24 protein-coding genes are annotated in these 17,844 nt (G+C 39.5%); 4 read left to right on the top strand and 20 right to left on the bottom strand.

Going from position 1 to position 17,844, the window contains the following annotated elements:
• Nucleotides 1–35: 35 nt before the first annotated feature.
• A complete protein-coding gene (locus SJY16_RS04135; RefSeq protein ID WP_377887819.1) occupies nucleotides 36–1,112 on the bottom strand; it encodes a mechanosensitive ion channel family protein in 1,077 nt (358 codons plus the stop codon).
• Nucleotides 1,113–1,220: 108 nt separating this feature from the next.
• Here SJY16_RS04135 and SJY16_RS04130 point away from each other — a divergent pair, with 108 nt between their 5' ends.
• Nucleotides 1,221–2,105 (top strand): DUF4349 domain-containing protein, encoded by an 885-nt coding sequence (locus SJY16_RS04130; protein ID WP_377887818.1) that lies wholly within the window; start codon nucleotides 1,221–1,223, stop codon nucleotides 2,103–2,105.
• Between the two features lie 62 nt (nucleotides 2,106–2,167).
• Nucleotides 2,168–2,818: a class F sortase gene (locus SJY16_RS04125; protein WP_377887817.1), complete on the top strand. Its 651-nt coding sequence runs from the start codon at nucleotides 2,168–2,170 to the stop codon at nucleotides 2,816–2,818.
• A gap of 62 nt (nucleotides 2,819–2,880) precedes the next feature.
• Here SJY16_RS04125 and SJY16_RS04120 read toward each other — a convergent pair whose 3' ends face one another.
• Together SJY16_RS04120 and SJY16_RS04115 are read right to left on the bottom strand one after the other, a co-directional pair.
• The gene (locus tag SJY16_RS04120) at nucleotides 2,881–4,290 is read right to left on the bottom strand and encodes an alanine/glycine:cation symporter family protein (protein ID WP_377887815.1); all 1,410 of its coding nucleotides are present in this window, start codon (nucleotides 4,288–4,290) and stop codon (nucleotides 2,881–2,883) included.
• A 167-nt stretch (nucleotides 4,291–4,457) separates the two neighbouring features.
• Nucleotides 4,458–5,096, bottom strand: a complete 639-nt coding sequence (locus tag SJY16_RS04115) for an SDR family oxidoreductase (protein ID WP_377887814.1) — start codon at nucleotides 5,094–5,096, stop codon at nucleotides 4,458–4,460.
• Nucleotides 5,097–5,284: 188 nt separating this feature from the next.
• Between SJY16_RS04115 and SJY16_RS04110 the strand changes: the two genes are divergently transcribed.
• Complete coding sequence (locus tag SJY16_RS04110; RefSeq protein ID WP_377887812.1) at nucleotides 5,285–6,649, top strand: alanine/glycine:cation symporter family protein; 1,365 nt, start codon at nucleotides 5,285–5,287, stop codon at nucleotides 6,647–6,649.
• Nucleotides 6,650–6,717: 68 nt separating this feature from the next.
• On the opposite strand, the gene SJY16_RS04105 is transcribed toward SJY16_RS04110, so the two are convergent.
• From SJY16_RS04105 to SJY16_RS04065, 9 genes are all read right to left on the bottom strand, one after another.
• Complete coding sequence (locus SJY16_RS04105; protein WP_377887811.1) at nucleotides 6,718–7,356, bottom strand: nitroreductase family protein; 639 nt, start codon at nucleotides 7,354–7,356, stop codon at nucleotides 6,718–6,720.
• Nucleotides 7,357–7,446: 90 nt separating this feature from the next.
• Nucleotides 7,447–7,941 carry a Crp/Fnr family transcriptional regulator gene (locus SJY16_RS04100; RefSeq protein WP_377887809.1) on the bottom strand — a complete coding sequence of 165 codons (495 nt, stop codon included), beginning with the start codon at nucleotides 7,939–7,941 and terminating at the stop codon, nucleotides 7,447–7,449.
• 66 nt (nucleotides 7,942–8,007) lie between these two features.
• Complete coding sequence (locus tag SJY16_RS04095) at nucleotides 8,008–8,424, bottom strand: RrF2 family transcriptional regulator (RefSeq protein ID WP_377887808.1); 417 nt, start codon at nucleotides 8,422–8,424, stop codon at nucleotides 8,008–8,010.
• A 69-nt stretch (nucleotides 8,425–8,493) separates the two neighbouring features.
• Nucleotides 8,494–8,844, bottom strand: a complete 351-nt coding sequence (locus SJY16_RS04090; protein ID WP_377887806.1) for an IDEAL domain-containing protein — start codon at nucleotides 8,842–8,844, stop codon at nucleotides 8,494–8,496.
• Between the two features lie 100 nt (nucleotides 8,845–8,944).
• On the bottom strand, nucleotides 8,945–9,931 hold the full coding sequence (locus tag SJY16_RS04085) for an LLM class flavin-dependent oxidoreductase (protein ID WP_377887805.1): 987 nt from the start codon (nucleotides 9,929–9,931) through the stop codon (nucleotides 8,945–8,947).
• A gap of 165 nt (nucleotides 9,932–10,096) precedes the next feature.
• A complete protein-coding gene (locus SJY16_RS04080) occupies nucleotides 10,097–10,864 on the bottom strand; it encodes a DeoR/GlpR family DNA-binding transcription regulator (RefSeq protein ID WP_377887804.1) in 768 nt (255 codons plus the stop codon).
• A gap of 150 nt (nucleotides 10,865–11,014) precedes the next feature.
• A complete protein-coding gene (locus SJY16_RS04075; protein ID WP_136948892.1) occupies nucleotides 11,015–11,101 on the bottom strand; it encodes a YjcZ family sporulation protein in 87 nt (28 codons plus the stop codon).
• 38 nt (nucleotides 11,102–11,139) lie between these two features.
• On the bottom strand, nucleotides 11,140–11,313 hold the full coding sequence (locus tag SJY16_RS04070) for a YjcZ family sporulation protein (RefSeq protein ID WP_377887803.1): 174 nt from the start codon (nucleotides 11,311–11,313) through the stop codon (nucleotides 11,140–11,142).
• A 319-nt stretch (nucleotides 11,314–11,632) separates the two neighbouring features.
• Nucleotides 11,633–11,935 (bottom strand): EthD family reductase, encoded by a 303-nt coding sequence (locus SJY16_RS04065; protein ID WP_377887802.1) that lies wholly within the window; start codon nucleotides 11,933–11,935, stop codon nucleotides 11,633–11,635.
• 234 nt (nucleotides 11,936–12,169) lie between these two features.
• Between SJY16_RS04065 and SJY16_RS04060 the strand changes: the two genes are divergently transcribed.
• Nucleotides 12,170–13,459, top strand: a complete 1,290-nt coding sequence (locus SJY16_RS04060) for a hemolysin family protein (protein ID WP_377887801.1) — start codon at nucleotides 12,170–12,172, stop codon at nucleotides 13,457–13,459.
• Between the two features lie 45 nt (nucleotides 13,460–13,504).
• On the opposite strand, the gene SJY16_RS04055 is transcribed toward SJY16_RS04060, so the two are convergent.
• Genes SJY16_RS04055 through SJY16_RS04020 form a run of 8 tightly spaced genes read right to left on the bottom strand, consistent with a single transcriptional unit; the run spans nucleotide 13,505 to nucleotide 17,817 of the window.
• Nucleotides 13,505–14,284, bottom strand: coding sequence for a sulfite exporter TauE/SafE family protein (locus SJY16_RS04055; RefSeq protein ID WP_377887800.1), 780 nt, complete (start codon nucleotides 14,282–14,284; stop codon nucleotides 13,505–13,507).
• 59 nt (nucleotides 14,285–14,343) lie between these two features.
• The gene (locus SJY16_RS04050) at nucleotides 14,344–14,571 is read right to left on the bottom strand and encodes a sulfurtransferase TusA family protein (RefSeq protein WP_377887799.1); all 228 of its coding nucleotides are present in this window, start codon (nucleotides 14,569–14,571) and stop codon (nucleotides 14,344–14,346) included.
• A 16-nt stretch (nucleotides 14,572–14,587) separates the two neighbouring features.
• Nucleotides 14,588–15,709 carry an MBL fold metallo-hydrolase gene (locus tag SJY16_RS04045; protein ID WP_377887798.1) on the bottom strand — a complete coding sequence of 374 codons (1,122 nt, stop codon included), beginning with the start codon at nucleotides 15,707–15,709 and terminating at the stop codon, nucleotides 14,588–14,590.
• A gap of 39 nt (nucleotides 15,710–15,748) precedes the next feature.
• The gene (locus tag SJY16_RS04040; protein ID WP_377887797.1) at nucleotides 15,749–16,312 is read right to left on the bottom strand and encodes a sulfurtransferase TusA family protein; all 564 of its coding nucleotides are present in this window, start codon (nucleotides 16,310–16,312) and stop codon (nucleotides 15,749–15,751) included.
• 22 nt (nucleotides 16,313–16,334) lie between these two features.
• The gene (locus tag SJY16_RS04035; RefSeq protein ID WP_377887796.1) at nucleotides 16,335–16,643 is read right to left on the bottom strand and encodes a rhodanese-like domain-containing protein; all 309 of its coding nucleotides are present in this window, start codon (nucleotides 16,641–16,643) and stop codon (nucleotides 16,335–16,337) included.
• A 14-nt stretch (nucleotides 16,644–16,657) separates the two neighbouring features.
• Nucleotides 16,658–17,011, bottom strand: coding sequence for a rhodanese-like domain-containing protein (locus SJY16_RS04030; protein WP_377887794.1), 354 nt, complete (start codon nucleotides 17,009–17,011; stop codon nucleotides 16,658–16,660).
• 13 nt (nucleotides 17,012–17,024) lie between these two features.
• Entirely contained in the window at nucleotides 17,025–17,504 is a 480-nt protein-coding gene (locus SJY16_RS04025; protein ID WP_377887793.1) for a DsrE/DsrF/DrsH-like family protein, read from the bottom strand.
• Nucleotides 17,505–17,556: 52 nt separating this feature from the next.
• On the bottom strand, nucleotides 17,557–17,817 hold the full coding sequence (locus SJY16_RS04020; protein WP_377887792.1) for a metal-sensitive transcriptional regulator: 261 nt from the start codon (nucleotides 17,815–17,817) through the stop codon (nucleotides 17,557–17,559).
• Nucleotides 17,818–17,844: the final 27 nt, after the last annotated feature.

The following is a 17,844-nucleotide window of genomic DNA, read 5'->3' as shown; positions in this document are numbered from 1 at the left end:
ATAAGTGTGTGAAATTATGTGAAATTGATTCGTGCTTAATTTTTCAGCTGTTCTATAACCGCTTCATTTACACTTCTTACATGCAAATCACGTTGTGGGAATGGTATTTCAACATTGTTTTCTGCAAGCACCTTATTGATTCGAAAATTAAGATTGCTTCTCGTTTCTACCGCTGCTTTAGGTGAAGAAATCCAAATGAACAACTGAAAATCTAAAGATGAGTCTCCAAATCCAATAAAGTTCACGAACGGATTCGGCTTCTCAAGTACATACATCGAGTTTTGTTTTTCTTCTTTTGCAACTTGATGAAGCAACTCCCGAATCAGTTCAACATCAGAACCATAGGCGACACCGATTGGAACTACTAGACGCAGGCGGTTGTCTCCGTAAGAGTGATTTACAACTTGCTCTTCAATAAAATATGAGTTTGGCATGATGATGCGTTCATTATCTAACGTTCGAATAATCGTTGCTCGCATTTTTATTTTTTCAACATCGCCAATGATGTCATTGATAATGACTCGATCCCCTACTTTAATTGGCCGTTCGAACAAAATAATAAGTCCGGAAATGAAATTATTGGCAATGTTCTGCATCCCAAAACCAATTCCAACACCGATTACCCCGGCAAAAATCGTCAATGCACTTAAGTCGATTCCAACTGTAGTTAAACTAATAATTACCGCGATCACCATTAATGAATAATGAAAAACTCGATTAAACGTAAATTGCAAACCTGTATCTAACCTGTAGTGATCATACAAAGGAGGCATAAGTAATGAGGTGAATATCTTCGATAACCTGTTTGCGAGAGTAATAATGAACAATGCGATCAGAATAATAAGTAATGATATTTCAACATCACCGATCGTAAACAACTCTTGACTCATCCAGGCATACTCGGAATAGTAGAGCAATAGGAAAACAAGAATCGCATACAACACAACCCAATTCAAAAATGAAAGTACGGCTACTCTGCTCTCATGCTTTTCAAATCCTTTTCTTTTGAAAAGAAGTGCTTTTCCAATGAATCTAAATAGGATGATGCTTACGATTACGATTGTGGTAATCAAGGTATCTTTCATAATGGAATTCTCTAAGAAAGTAAACAAAGAAATAATAACCTCCTTTAGCAAGAGTTACGAATTATCATACCATGACTTGTAACCTATCCCTTTCTTAGTACGTTTAGTTGTATAAAGGATGAGGGGGGAAAAGGAATGAACAAGGTATTGATATGTGTAATCGCCTTATCGATCTTTCTTATTACAGCTTGCAGCTCAGAACAAAACCAGTCTGAGAGCGCCGATCGAGTTGAATTTGCAACTGAGGATATGGCTGGAAATGCCGAAGAAGGAAAAGGGAACGATACTAGCGAATCCTCTTCTTCGGATAAAGCTATGGACATGCCAAAACTTCAGACAGATCGAAAAGTAATCTTTCATGCGAATTTATCCATAACAGTAGAAGACCTTTCTAAAGCCACCGACCGACTGGAACAGCTCTTAGAGTCAAATAACGGATACATTGTTGAGGCTAATACTTTCTCCGAAGAAAACACGAACTATGGTTCAATGACTGTACGGGTTCCTCAAAATAACTTTTACCCTTTTCTTGATAAAGCTGAAACAATTGGAAAGGGCACACCAGAGAAATCCATTTCAGGCAGTGATGTAACAGAAGAATTTGTGGATTTAGAAGCAAGGCTTAAAGCAAAAGAAAATGTCAAAAGTAGGTTGGAATCTTTCTTAAAGAAAGCTGAAAAAACAGAGGATTTACTGGCTATTTCAAATGACCTCTCACAAATACAAGAAGAAATCGAACAATTAAAAGGGAGGATGAAGTATTTAAACAATCAGAGTGACTATTCAACGGTTACGATCTCATTAGAAGAAAGTAAAATCACAGTCCCATCTCTAGGCGAAGGTGATGACAGTACGATTGATGAGGCGAAGCAGCTGTTTATGAAAACAGCAAATGGCATCCTTCATTTCTTCTCAAAAACAGTGGTATTTCTCTTTGGGTTATCGCCAGTACTCGTGCCACTTACCTTAGTAGCCGTATTTTTTCTGCTACGTCATCGTAAAAAAAGAAGAAAAGAGTGATCCAAACATTCGATCGAATCGTTAGCTTATTAAATCCGCTATAGAGCAAACGAGGTGATACCGTGAAAATAGTCATGTCTCTAGTTACTGCAGTAATCATCTTTCTTCTGATTACTGGTTATACAAATAACTATTCATCAACTGCTGAAACGGATTCAGAACGAGTTAAAAAAGTAGAAATTGAAAATGATTCCGATGTAGCATATGACAACGTAAAACAATCAATCGATGAAAATGCAAATAAAGTTCCAGAGTCTAGTCAGGGAGGCATAATCCCTGTTTCTGTCGAGATTCCTTCTATTGAGGTTGAAGCAAAAGTCGAGAATGTCGGTATACTGGAAAACGGTCAGATGGGTGTTCCATCCAATCACGTAAATGTCGGATGGTTTGAACCTGGCTTCCAACCTGGATCAACCGGAAATTCCGTCATAGCAGGACATGTAGATAGCAAAACAGGACCCTCTGTTTTCTACCATCTTGAAGATCTATCAGAGGGTGATGAAGTATTTATAACCGATAAGGATGGAGAAACACTTACGTTCGTTGTAACAGGGAAAGAGAGATACCCTTTTCAGAATGCACCTATTGAAAAAATCTTTGGACCAACGGATGACGCCAATCTCAACCTCATCACGTGCACAGGTAACTTCAGTCAGTCTCATGGCACCCATGAAGAACGCCTCGTCGTGTTCACTGATCTCAAAGTAGAATAGTAGTAACATAAAAAAAGACGCTTCTCCTTTTCATAGGACGAAGCGTCTTTTCTGTTATGCGATCAACTCGCTTTTTTAACTTCTATTTCACCTAAGTATCGATTGAAATAGTCATCTGTTTCACTTTTTATCACTTTATATAGTAGTAACAAAGCGATCAAGTTAGGAATCATCATAAGTGCATTAGCCATATCAGCAAATGCCCACACTGTTGTCAGGTTTGCTATCGTTCCAACAAAGCATGCTAGGATATATACGATTCCATAATACGTAGTAAATTTAGTCCCTGCTAAATATTCAAAACATTTGTATCCGTATACATACCAACCTAGAATCGTAGAAAAACCAAAGAAGATAACTGAGAAGGTAACGATATATTCACCGATCATACCAAGACTCGAGCCAAAGGCCGCAGTAGTCAATGCTCCTGCTTCTAAATCAGAGTTATGAACGACACCTGATAGATCTCCTCCTGTTGGATCCCAGAATCCAGTAATAAGTAGCACTAATGCTGTCATCGTACAAACAATGATTGTAACGATAAATGTACCTGTCATCGCTACAAGCGCCTGTCTTACAGGATGTTCTGCTTTTGCATTACCAGCGATTAGAGCTGCTGTCCCAAGACCAGCTTCGTTCGAGAAGATTCCTTTGGAAACTCCAGATTTCACAGCTTCCATAACGATTACTCCTGAAAAACCGCCCACTGCCGAGATTGGTGAAAAGGCGTAAGTGAAGATTAACTTCATTGCAGGAATTATAGCATCAACATTTAATAAGATGATGATCAAAGCCCCTACTATGTAGAGTACAGCCATAATCGGCACAAAAAAACCGGCTACTGAGCTGATACGTTTTACCCCTCCGAAAATGATCAAAGAAGTAAGTCCTGCTACAATTGCTCCCGTTATCCATCCATCGATATTAAAACTTTCTCCTACAACACTCGCAATGGTGTTTGATTGAACACTATTCCCAATTCCGAGTGAAGCAATTGCACCGAATAGCGCAAATGAAATGGCAAGCCACTTCCACTTTGACCCAAGACCTTGTTCAACATAGTACATCGGTCCACCAGCGTACTCACCTTTATCATTTTTCACACGGTATTTCATTGCAAGGAGGGCTTCACCGTATTTTGTAGCCATTCCAAATAACCCAACGACCCACATCCAAAATACAGCGCCTGGCCCCCCAATCGTAATCGCTGTTGCAACACCGGCAATATTTCCATTCCCTATCGTAGCTGCCAATGATGTCATAAGTGCTTTGTAGTTACTAACATCACCTTCAGCAGAAGTATCCTCCGCTTTCTCTTTTGAAAATGCGAGCTTGAATGCATAGCCGAGCTTCCTGAACTGAAGCCCTTTTAATATCAGTGTCAAAAACACACCTGTACCAAACAAAAGAATTAAGCTTGGTGCTCCCCAAAGAAATCCATTCACTATTTTTAGAAGTTCTAAGATGTCCATTTCCTCTACTCCTCCAACGTGTTAACGCTTTCAACTGACGACCTTTATACATTACCATCAGTATGATTTCGACGTCAATGATAATGACCGTTTTAGACACAACTATACGATTCGTTTCTCACATAAGAAAAGAGACCCTCACTGGGTCTCTCCAAAGATTTCTCTTTTTATAATTGACCTAGAGCATCACTGATGTTGATCTCACCATTTAATATCTCGAACGTTTTATTGAAGGTGTTTTCATTTTCTACGATTTCCGCAAGTACGTTAGCCACATCTTCACGTGGAATCTGTCCGGACTTGTCTTCAAGCGTTTCAGCTGCACGAATTTGTCCGTTAGCAGCTTCGTCTGAAAGTCTTCCTGGACGTAGAATCGTATAGGTTAAGTTTGTGGATTTCAAATGCTCATCAGCACGTTTTTTCGCATAGAGATAAGGCTTCATATTATCAGGGCCCTTTTCTGGATAATCGGCGCCTACAGTGCTTAATAAGACAAACCTTTTGATTCCTTGTCGTTTTGCTTCGTCAATAGATTTAATCGCACCTTCCTGGTCGATTAAAATCGTTTTATCTGCACCTGTGTGCGGGCCAGATCCTGCTGCAAAGACAACGGCTTCACATCCGTACATAGCATGGGAGAAATCTTTTTCTAGGTCACCTAGTACAGTTTTGCCACCAGCGTCCTCGATCGCTTTTATTTGATCAGTATCTCTCACCATCCCTACTGGATCGTGTCCTCTTTCTGCAAGACTCTTAATAACATGTGTACCAACTTGTCCGTTTGCACCAATTACGAGTACTTTCACAACTATCTTCCTCCTTTAAATGCCTTCACCTCTGTTATTTTCCTCATAAGCAGAGCAAATAAACACATGGACGCTCTAACTTCAACTTTTTATCGAAAAGGCTGCTAAAAAAAAGATAATGAAGTCGATTTGTGTAATTTAAAAGGGATTCGCGGTGAATTATTAGAATATTTAGTATTGAACTACATATGAAAGGGGATTTTATTTTGGAATCAGTATTAAGTAATATTAGTGGATTCGTGTGGGGATGGCCCCTTCTAATCCTCCTGGTTGGAACGGGGATTTTTCTTACTCTTCGTCTAGGATTTTTGCAGTTTACGATGCTACCTTTTGCATTAAAACAAGCGTTTTCTAGAAAACAAGATAAATCCTCTGAAGGAGACATCTCCCATTTCCAGGCATTGATGACAGCGCTCGCTGCAACAATCGGTACTGGAAACATTGCAGGTGTAGCAACAGCGGTATTCGTTGGTGGGCCAGGTGCTGTTCTCTGGATGTGGATCAGTGCGCTATTCGGAATGGCTACGAAATATGCAGAAGCTATACTAGCAGTTAAATATCGGACAGTAAATTCGAATGGTGAGATGTCCGGGGGGCCTATGTATTATCTTGATAAAGGTCTCAACATGAAGTGGCTTGGTATGATCTTTGCATTCTTTGGGGCATTTGCAGCGTTTGGAATTGGAAACATGGTTCAGTCGAATTCCGTTGCAGATGCAGTAGCAACGTTCGGAATCGCTCCATGGATTACAGGCCTTGTTTTAATGGTTCTCACGGGCCTCGTTATTCTTGGAGGAATTAAAAGCATTGGACGTGTTACAGCATTCTTCGTCCCAGTTATGGCGCTTTTTTATGTGATCGGCGGCCTTATCGTTTTACTTATGAATATAGACCTTATCCCTGCAGCTGTGTCGCTAATTTTCTCTGATGCTTTCAGCGGTGAAGCAGTGGCAGGTGGTGCAATCGGTGCTGTGATTCGTTATGGTGTTGCTCGAGGTGTTTTCTCTAATGAAGCCGGTCTAGGGTCTGCCCCAATTGCAGCCGCAGCTGCTAAGACTGACTATCCTGGTCGCCAGGCACTCGTATCAATGACACAGGTGTTTATCGATACGATTGTTGTATGTTCCATCACTGGAATTGCACTCGTAATGGGTGACCTTTATATGGGCGACCTTAATGGTGCAGCTCTTACAACAGCTACTTTCGAGAAATTCCTCGGAGTCCCAGGAGCACTAATTGTTACAGTCGGGTTAATTCTATTTGCATATTCCACTGTATTGGGCTGGTCATATTATGGGGAAAAGTGCTTCTCTTATCTTTTTGGAGATGCCTCGATCAAGTATTACCGAATAGTATTTGTTTTAGCAGTATTTATCGGCACAACATTAAAACTAAATGTCGTGTGGCTGCTCGCTGATATTTTCAACGGTCTGATGGCACTACCAAACTTAATCGGACTACTCGGTCTTTCCGGAGTGGTTGTTGCTGAAACAAAACGTTTCCTTGAAAAGGTAAAAGAAGAAAAGCAAGAAGCACGCTCTCAAGGCATGTAACAATAAGTGAGTATAGGAAAAGCTGCCAGCAAATGCTGACAGCTTCTTCTTATGGGCAATCTATCCGATTAAAAACTATTTTTAATTACTACGCGCTCAACTGGGAAACGAGCAGATGCATGCGCTTCAGCTGCTGCTTTACCAACTGATATAAGCATGATTGGTACATATCTTGAAGGAATATTGAATTCGTTGATAAGTGCTTGTGGATTGAAGCCACCCATTGGAATCGTATCGTATCCTTTTGCTTTAGCAGCTAGCATGAGTTGCATCGCAGCTAGTGAACTATTTTTCACAGCTTCACTGTATGCGAACCCTTCTCTTTCATACGCACCGTTAATTTGGCTAACTAACGTTTCCTTCACTGCATTGTCCATGTAGCCATTTTCTACTGCTTGACCGTAAACCTCTTCCGCATGCAAGTTAGCTTCAGTGTCACCTAGAATAACGATTGTTGCAGAACTATCTACTACTTGCTTTTGATTAAAAGCAATTGGCAGAAGCTGTTCTTTTTTCTCATCATCTTCAATAACGAGAAACTTCCAATGTTGAAGGTTCCAAGATGATGGAGCTTCGATCGTAGCGTTCAAAATATCGTTCATATCCTCATCAGGAATCTTAAACCCTTTTTCATATTTTCTTACGGAATGGCGTTCCTTCATAACTTCAAGTGCATCTAGTTTTTGCTCAACGTGTGTAGACATCATTCTCTCCCTTTCTATCCATCTATAATCTCTCTCTAGGTATCATACCACAATAATGTAACACAATTAATTACAGTTATAAAATAATATTGTTTAGCAATTGTGGCAGTATCTACCTTTTTTAGTTGTCGTCTTATTCAACAATGACTTTGCGTTCTTTTTGAAGACTGCAAGAATTGATTTTGGAAGTTGTTCAGGAAAATCAAGTTTTAACTTTAATTTCGATAACTCTGTAGTTAATTTAATAGCAAGCTCTGGATATGCCAGATACAAAGAGCGATAAGATGCTTGATCGAGTTGTATGAGCTCAACATCAGTTATAGCTTTGGCATACAAGTTCTGGTGCACAAAAATCGACCGATTTCCAAGGACATCATCTGCTCCAAGAATGGCTAAAGGCGTTTCATCATCTTCCTGATAGATCGCTACACAGCCCTGTTTAATGATATAAACATCACGATTCGTGTGTTTTGGTCGAATAAGAAATCTTCCTTCATTCCGTTTCAACTTTCGTCCAGATCGTTCTAACTTATTCCAATCTTTTATTTCGAATTTCTTTACACTTTTGTTCAATGCCAAACTTCCCATGTTTGCTCACCCCCGAATAATTAGAATATATTTTGTTACAGTTATTCCAAAAACAAAAACAATTATTTAAAATTGCTTCTGCTTTAGGCTTTGTATAATATCACGAATGGTATATTTCTTCAAAAACGATGTTAAGTGATCCTCAGCATCTGTGAAAATGTCACCTAATACTACTGATAAGTTCGCTCCTACGAGACAATACTGGTTTGCATCTGGGCACTTAGGTTTCAATGAGCCGATCGACGTTAATGAGTAAATCTTATCAAGCGTAACATCCTCCACCTTACATGCCAATGTAAACCCACCACCAGCACCTTCCTTTGAAACAATATATCCATTTTTCTTTAATAGACTAAGAATCTTCCTCATACGCACAGGATGGACCGAAGCACTGCCCGCAAGATAGTCACTTGTTGACATTTGCCCTGGCTTAATTGCTAATAAAGCCAGGCTATGCACGGCAAGAGTAAAATCACTATTCAATTTTAGCGCCCCCTAACACTTTCTTCAATTCCATCCTATCGTACTCCTTTTGTAACTGGCAAGAAAATTTTAACAGGCAATCGCTTCTTCAGACCCACTCCGAATTTCATTGAGCTGAGCTGAAAGTTCTAAGAACCACTCTTTATCTTTCGTAATAAGAGCAAGGTCAATAAGATTCAAAATGTAGGTCTCGTCTTTCTCAAGGTCCTGTTCTTCTAACACTGAAATTCTATTTTGAAATGTTTCGATAACCTTTCCAACTGTCTCTGGGTTATCGCATTCATGAACATATATCTTAATCGTACCTAAGTAATCATTTACTGAATCTACAAATCCTTTCACTAATTCATCGTGAACTGATTTTCCTTTCACCCATTCACCTTTAGTAAATTGAGATCGTTGATGAAGTTGGTTCATCATTATTCTCCCTCCTTATTTGGAAGATTATCGTGTTCCAACTGCGTCATCGCATAATGTAATATTAATTATTACAGTTAAATTTGTCAAGAGCAACGGTTAGTCATAGACCGAACTCTTTCGCTAATAAACGATACGACTTTAACCTAGCGTTAAAATCATACGTAATGGTGTTCACGATGACTTCGTCGGTTTGGTACATTTCACAAAGATCTTCGATTTTCTGTTTCACTTGCTTAGGGTCGCCAACAATTATACGATTTCTATTTTCCCTGATTCGTGCTTTATCAAACACAGAGTAGGGAAATTGCATCGCTTCATCTGGTGATGGAAAGCCTGTTCCAGATTTACCTTGTTCAATTAGTAATATAGCAAGATCAAGACTCGATGCTAGGTACTCTGCTTCTTCCTCTGTTTCACCACACACCACAAACACAGCAACGTTTGTTTTTGGCGTGTCGTTAAATTCTGATGGTGTAAAACGTTCGCGATACTTATCTACTACGTTTGTACCACCATACCCGTTTATAAAATGTGCAAACGAAAATGATAACCCTTTGTTTGCAGCTATTCTCGCACTACCTCCGCTTGAGCCAAGTAACCATATGTCAGGCGTAGATTCTCCTAGAGGTGTGGCATGAACACTATAGGAAGAGGCGCGTCCCTTAAGATAACTTGTAAGTTCATCGATTTGTTCAGGATATCGATCGATATCTCTTCGGTTCCCATCTGCTAATGCTCTCGTAACGTTAGGCATTCCACCAGGTGCTCGCCCTAAACCTAAGTCAATTCGACCAGGGTTCAATGATTCAAGCATTCTAAAATTCTCAGCTACTTTATACGAACTATAGTGAGGTAATAGCACACCTCCTGAACCGATTCTCATACGACTTGTGTTTGCTGCTAAGTGAGAAATCAAAACTTCAGGACTAGAGCCAGCAAGACTTTTCGTACTATGATGTTCTGATACCCAAAAACGATGATAGCCAAGCTTCTCGGTTTCTTTTGCTAATTCGGTGGTTTCTTTTAGAGCTTCAATCGCTGTCTTATTCTTTGATACGGGTGATTGATCCAATACACTCAATTTCATATATAAAGGTCTCCCTTGATGTGTAAATTTAATTATTACAGTTCAATCATAACAGGTGAATACATCTACTCCAATAAATATGCTTAAAAAGAAAACGGACCGTTACGCCCATAAGGTTACGCCGGTCCATTATATATGCCAACAGCCTAAGCTGTTGCTAGAAAATTATGATGTTCCTTCTGCAATCACGATTTCAACACTATGATTATGAAGCATCTCTTGAAAAACAAGTTCAGGCAATTGGTCCGTAATAATGACATCAACATCATCTAATTTGGCAAACGTAAAGAACTCTGATTGACCAAATTTCGATGAATCGGCAAGAACAATAACATGTTTTGCCTGTTCAATCATCTTACGCTTCACCATACCGTCCTCTTCATGCGCAATCGTTAATCCCTGTTCCGTTATACCGATTACTCCGATAAACGCTACATCTGCATTATAAGACGCTACCTTTTCAACAACACTAGATCCATAAAGGAAGAAATGTTCCTTTTCGAGCTTCCCACCTAGAAGATGAATATCCAAGTGTTCTCCGCTTGAAAGGATATCAGCCTGATGAATCGAATTCGTTAAAATGACCGCATGTTTATGGATGAGATACTCCGCACACGCCTGAACCGTTGTAGATGCATCAAGAATGACAATATCTCCTGGATTTATGTATTCAGCAGCTCGCTGTCCAATAAGGTGTTTTTCTTTTGACACTAATGACAATCGATCCTGATAAGATTTAATCTCATGACGTAATTGTGGCAGAACCGCTCCACCCCTTGTACGTGTCACTGCTCCTTCTTCTTCCAATCGAACAAGATCTCTTCTTGCAGTATCTCTTGAAACCTCAAAACGTTCACATATCTGTTCGACCGAAATACGCTCATTTTTCTTTAAATACTCAAGAATCGATAGCATGCGCTCCTCTTGATACATCGGCACCCCTCTCTTCCATTCACTACCATTATAAGTCTACGTAATGAATAAATCAATTCCTTTAAGTAAAGAACATATATTATTAAGTAAATGTAAGTATTATATATAAAAATAAATAAAAGCACCCTTTGAAAGGGTGCTTCACTTATATTAGTAAGCCCAAACTGCTCCTACGATAATCAAAAGAATGAACAAAACTACGATTAGCGCGAAACCTTGACCATATCCATAGCTCATAAAAAAACCTCCCTTCTAATTATGATATAAAGAAAGGTTTAGTAGCCGTAACCGCCATAACCACCTTTTCCATAGCAGCAAGGTCCTGGGCCTGTATTAGCTCCTCCAACTGCCGCTGCACCAACAATAATTAGTAGGATAAACAACACTACGATCAATGCAAACCCTTTACCGTAACCAGCAGGGCGCACGTTCTCTTTTCCACCGCTCATTTGAAAACCCCCTTTCCTCGAAGGTTACTAATACTATATGTGAACATTGATTGTAAGGGATGGGCATCTAACCATATTTAGTAAGATTTATATACCCTGGCCTCAAAGATGCTTAAAATACATCCGTTACAAAAAGCAAAATGATGATTAGGAGAATAAAAAGGATTAGCAAGATTATCAGTTCATCCATGAAATTTCCCCCCATACATTTCGTGTATTAGTTTATGAGGTATTCGTCAGAAAGGTGAGGGCTGCTCTAATCGTATCCCAACAAAAATAGCCCTCGAATTGAGGGCTTATTTGTAGGGGGGACGATCCTTTATTCTGTAATAAGCACAAGTGGAGGCTCGGGTAGAAACTTCATCATATTTTCCGCATCTTCCGTTACTCTCGCCCATTCTGGAGATTGTAATGCTTCTCCAATTCGTTGTTTTGATTCAAATTCAATGGTGGTTGCGAGGTAGTATGATTCATCTGTGTTCATTGCTGCAGTAACATAGTCTAATTCAGCTTTCCGAATGTAGGGAACTTGCTGGACAAGGTTCATGTGTTCGTTTTCGTAGTACTTCGTGAAGTTTGTCTCATCCGTCGGTTTTTTATAAATCACCATTACTTTAGCCACTTTATTTCTCTCCTTATTTCTACCGTCTTCATTCAGCTTCATCATACAGCACGACATAGAAATAACGCTAGCAATCACAACTGAGCAGGTTGTGGTGATAATTCATTCAATAGTGAAGAAACTAAAACGTAACTACGTGTTTAATCTGACATTATTAAGGTAAATATCGTTATAATAAAGGTGATGTAACTCAGTGTATAGGAGGTGAACCCTTACGCGACAGTAAGGGCTCTATTGGAAATCATAAAAATTATTGTCGTTATTTTATTAATCGTGTTAACAGCGTTCTTTGTTGCATCTGAATTTGCTATTGTGAAAATACGCAAAACAAAAATCGATGCCTTAGCGAAAGAAGGAGATAAGAAAGCAAAATCTGTTCAAAAGGTGCTCGGCAATTTGGATGGTTACCTTTCTGCCTGTCAGCTCGGGATTACAATTACAGCACTTGCACTAGGGTGGCTAGGTGAATCCACTGTAGAACACTTACTCCATCCTGTTTTCGAGTTGATCGATCTTCCATCTGCAATGACTAGTACCATATCAGTCGCATTAGCATTCATCATTATCACGTTTCTACACGTGGTGCTCGGTGAACTCGCACCCAAAACATTTGCGATTCAAAAAGCTGAAAAAGTCAGTTTATTAACAGCTCAGCCACTCATTTGGTTTTACCGCATCATGTATCCATTCATTTGGGCGTTAAACGGTTCTGCTCGTGGAATCGTTCGTCTCTTTGGACTACCACCAGCTAATGAACATGAACAGGCGCATTCTGAAGAAGAACTCCGCATCATTTTATCCGAAAGTTATAAAAGTGGAGAAATCAATCAGTCAGAGATGGAATTTGTTAATAACATTTTTGAGTTTGATGAGCGCTTAGCTAAAGAAATCATGATACCAAGAACAGAAATGACGTGTTTATTCCTCGATAATACGACTGAGGAAAACCTAACGATCATGAAGAGTGGGAAGTACACCCGCTATCCAATCGCGGATGGTGATAAAGATAAAATTGTAGGTGTTGTTAATATTAAGGAAGTTCTTACTCAATATAAGTGGGGAGAAGAGCTTTTATTAGAAGACTACATTCATCCGATCCATCATGTAATCGAATCTACACCTATCAAAAAGCTTCTTGCTAAAATGCAAAAAACCCATAGTCATATCGCCATTGTAGTGGATGAATACGGAGGTACGGCTGGGCTCGTAACCGTCGAAGATATTCTTGAGGAGATCGTAGGAGAAATTCAGGATGAATTTGATACTGATGAAAAACCTCCTATCCGAAAGGAAGAGAACGGAAGCATCGTTGTAGATGGAAAAGCTTTAATCAATGATATCAACGAATATCTCGGAACATCGATCGAACATGACGATGTTGATACAATAGGAGGATGGGTTCTTACCCATGATATGGAGCCCATACAAGGTACGACGTTCACTGTCGACAAGTATGAATTTAAAGTATTGGAAATCGATGGACACCAGGTAAAAGAAATCGAAATCAAAACAAGACAATCCTAATAAAAAGCTGACACGCCCGCTCGTTGCGGAACGTGTCAGCTTTTTTTACATAAGGAGATCCACCCAAATTTTGATTGAAGTTCCTAGGATAAGTGCTGCTAACAGCCATTGTAGAAATTTCGTATTTATTTTCTTACCCGCATTTGCCCCAAGAGGTGCTGCGATTAGACTAGCGATAATCATAATAGCAGCTGGCAAGAGTAATACTTGCCCAGTAGCTAGCTTCCCTACCGTCGAACCGATTGATGAGATAAACGTAATCGCAAGCGAAGATGCTATTGTCATCCTGGTTGGGATTTTGAGAACAACAAGCATGATTGGCACTAATAAAAATGCACCAGCTGCACCTACGATTCCTGCTCCGATTCCAACTATAAAGGCTAGACTAGCAGATAACGGTTTATTAAAGGTAACCTGATCAAGCGGCACATCATCGATTCCTTTCTTCGGAATAAACATCATGATTGCTGCAATCGCTGCTAGCACACCATACACCACGTTAATCCCCTGTTCAGACATCATGTTGGAACCATAACCACCGATGAAACTTCCAATCAGAATACTTACACCCATGTATAAGATAAGCTGCTTATTAAGAAAGCCACCTTTTCGGTATGCGTACACACCACCAATTGTAGCGAAAAACACTTGAACAGCACTGATCCCTGATACTTCGTGAGCACTAAATGCTGTAAAACCGAGAAGTGCTGGGATATACAGAAGCATCGGATATTTGATAATAGAACCGCCGATTCCCACCATACCTGAAATGTATGAGCCTACAAATCCAATTAAAAATATTGTAATGATAAAACTAAAATCCATTTGCCCTCACCTCACAATGAATATGGGGCACTTGTTCAGTACCCCACATCAAATCTCGCTTACGCTTTTTTTATCCAGAAGAAAAATACGCCGTCTTTTTCTTCTGTCTTAAGAAGTTCATGTCCTCCCGATTTCGCCCATGCAGTCAAATCACTTTTTGCACCTTTGTCTGTTGCATGAATTTCAAGGATTTCTCCTGTTTCAATTTCTTTCATTGCCTTTTTTGTTTTTACAATTGGCATTGGACAAGCTAGTCCTTTTGCGTCTAAAGTTTTTTGTGCATCCATATTGATAACCTCCTAATTAGTTTACCGCACAGCGGTTTGGCCCAACTTCCATTTCTCTTTGGGTTTCTTCATCAGGGCTAATCTTGCCCATATTAGTTTCACGAATTTCTTGATAAGCATTTGGCTGGGGAGGAAGGTTTTCTGTTACCATCTTGCGGAAGTCTTCCTCTTTATCCACATTTAGCCCATCGTTTACTCGATAAAGTTCATTTAACTGAGCTGAAACTAATCCGTTTTCGCCAAGCTCTTCTACCTTTGAGAAATGTGCTGGCAATACTGTAAGCTCGCCTGCCATTTCTTTATAACGGTCATAAAGTGTAGTTCGTAAATCTAACACCCAATCCTCTGCTTTTCCAGCAAGATCAGGACGACCGATCGATTGAACAAACAAAATATCACCTGTTAGTAAAAACTGATCTTGAATAATGAAAGAGGTACTTCCAATCGTATGACCTGGTGAATAAATAGGCTCAAGCTTCACCTCACCGATTGTATAAACATCTCCCTCTTTTAGAGGGTTGTAATCAAACGTCACTTCTCCAGCATCTTCTTCAGGAAGGTAGTATGTGCCATTCATTTGATCTGCAAGTTCTTTTCCTCCTGAAATATGGTCAGCATGAAGGTGAGTATCAAAGGTAGCTTTAATATTCAGGCCTTTGTTCTCCGCAAATGACGTATAATTCTCAATCATACGATTTGCGTCAATCACTACGGCTTCACCATTCGATTCTACCAAGTAAGAAAGACAACCTTTTCCGATGCGAACGAATTGATAGAGTGCCCCTCCTGGGAGATCCCCAACTTTTACAGGTTCAAGGTATTCACTCCATGCCTTCATTCCACCGGGTAGATAAGAAACATTCTGCACACCAGCTTCTACTAATTCTTCCCCTACAAAGATCGAAGACCCTTCTTTAGCACAAACAACAAGAATTTCTTTCTCTTTTGGAAGCTTCTCAAGAATGTCCTCTACGCCATCGATTAAGTCAAAGTATGGAACATTCATACTCGTTACAGACTTACCTTCTATTTTCCAGTCCGCGTATGCATCCTCATTTCGAACATCAAGAATAAAGAGATCTTTTTTATTGATAATTTTTGAAGCTACTTCGTTTGCATGCATCTTATTTAAACTCATCGATTATACCCCCAACCGTATTATTAGTGTTAAAAAAATTTATAGATTTGATGATGTTTCGCCGTTCCATCCAGACATTCCAGGCACTACATTAATTGCTTCAAAACCATTACTTGCAAGTTTCTGAGCTGCTAGATCACTTCTTGATCCTGTACGACAGATTACTAGAACTTTTTTGTCGGTGGATAGTTCGTTCATTTTCTCTTCGATTTCTCCAAGCGGAATCGAAACAGCATTTGGGATATGACCAAACGCAAATTCAGCAGGTTCACGAACATCTAAAAGAGTATAGCGATCGTCAGAAAGGAGTTCAGTTAACTCTTCATTTGAAATGACATGATCATGCTTTTTTTCGGGAACTGTTTCATCATCCGAAGCTTTGCGTAAATAGTGCTTTAGTACATTGTCTTCTTCAACTGTTCCAAGATAGTAATGCCCGACTTTCTCAGCCCATGCTTTAATGTCAGCTTTGGAACCTTTATCTGTTGCTTGAATTTCAAGAACCACTCCCGGCTCAAGATCTTTCATCGTTTTCTTTGTTTTAACAATTGGCATTGGACAAGCTAGTCCTTTTGCATCTAATACATGATCTGTTTGAATCATATCCATACCTCCTGAGAGTTTGTTATTCTGTAATACCGGTCCATTCTTGCATACCGCCTGTCATATTTAACACACGATAACCATTCGATTTTAAGACCATAGAAGCCATACTACTTCGACCTCCAGATTGACAAACGATAATATGCTTCTTGTTTTTGTCGAGTTCGTTCATTCTGGTTTGAATCTCGTTAACAGGAAGGTTATATGCGTTCGGAATTTTTCCAGTTGCAACCTCCTCAGGGCCACGAACATCAACAATGCTCATTTTCTCCCCATTCGTTAGCAAATCATTCACCTTTTCTGGAGCAATCTCTTCTACATAACCAGACATATAACTTTCCTCCCTTATCTCCACGTATTTAATCCACCGCGAACATTATAAACCGATGTAAAACCTTGTTGCTTTAATACCTTACATGCTCGGGAGCTTCTCATTCCACTCTGACATAGCACAACAGTTTCCTTCTTGGGATCAAGCTCTTTTGCTCGTTTGCCAAGTTGATCGAGCGGCAAGTTTTTAAATTCCTTCACTTTGCTACCTTTGTATTCCATCGGAGTTCTAACGTCGATGAATTGCACGTTGCTGTAACCAAATTTACTTTTTGCTTGCTCAGAATTAATCGTTGTTACACCTTTTCCACTTCGCTTCAGAAAAAGGGATGCTAGCACAACTACAGCGATGATTACTATAAATTCCATCTTAATCCTCCTATTAAATAAACAGGTTTACGTTACCGTCTTCTGCATCCCCAAGATAAGCAGCAACACCAGCGTACTCAATCTCTTCTAACAACTCTTCTTTTTGCAAACCAAGGAGATCCATCGTCATCGTACAAGCAACTAGCTCGACTTCCTGTTCCTGAGCCATTTCGATCAACTGTGGCAATTCCATTGCATTATGCTTCTTAATAACGTTCTTAATCATCTTCTGACCCATACCTGCATAGTTCATTTTTGAAATTCCCATTTTGTCTGCGCCACGTGGCATCATTTTACCGAACATCTTTTCAAGAAAACCTTTGTTTGTTTTCACAAGTTCATCTTTTCGAAGTGCATTTAAACCCCAGAACGTATGAAAGATTGTTACTTTATGATCGTAAGCAGCTGCACCGTTTGCAATAATATAAGCCGCCATTGCTTTATCGTAGTCACCACTAAAAAGGACAATGTTTGTTGATTTTGTTTCACTCATCTTTATTTCCTCCTCTTTATACCTATATGGGTATATATGTCTTTGAATTTTTTTATCTACTTTTTACTAAAAGCTCTACTGCTTCTTTAACTGTATCCTCTGTTGAGTTACCTTGCTCAAGTTGCTCTAAAAGACACTGTTCTAAGTTGGAGCCAACAATGAGACCGATCGAACGATCAATACCTGATCGCGTAGCAGAAAGTTGGGTTACGATGTCTTCACAACTTTTCCCCTCTTCCATCATTCGAACAACACCTCTAAGTTGACCTTCAACTCTTTTAATACGATTTATTACTTTTTTATCGTAATTCATACGGTCACCTCCACACTATATACCCTT

The organism is Alkalihalobacillus sp. R86527 (assembly GCF_042466185.1).
Lineage (GTDB): Bacteria > Bacillota > Bacilli > Bacillales > Guptibacillaceae > Guptibacillus.
Note: the sequence above shows the minus strand (reverse complement) of the source record. Positions and strands in the feature narration are given on the sequence as shown.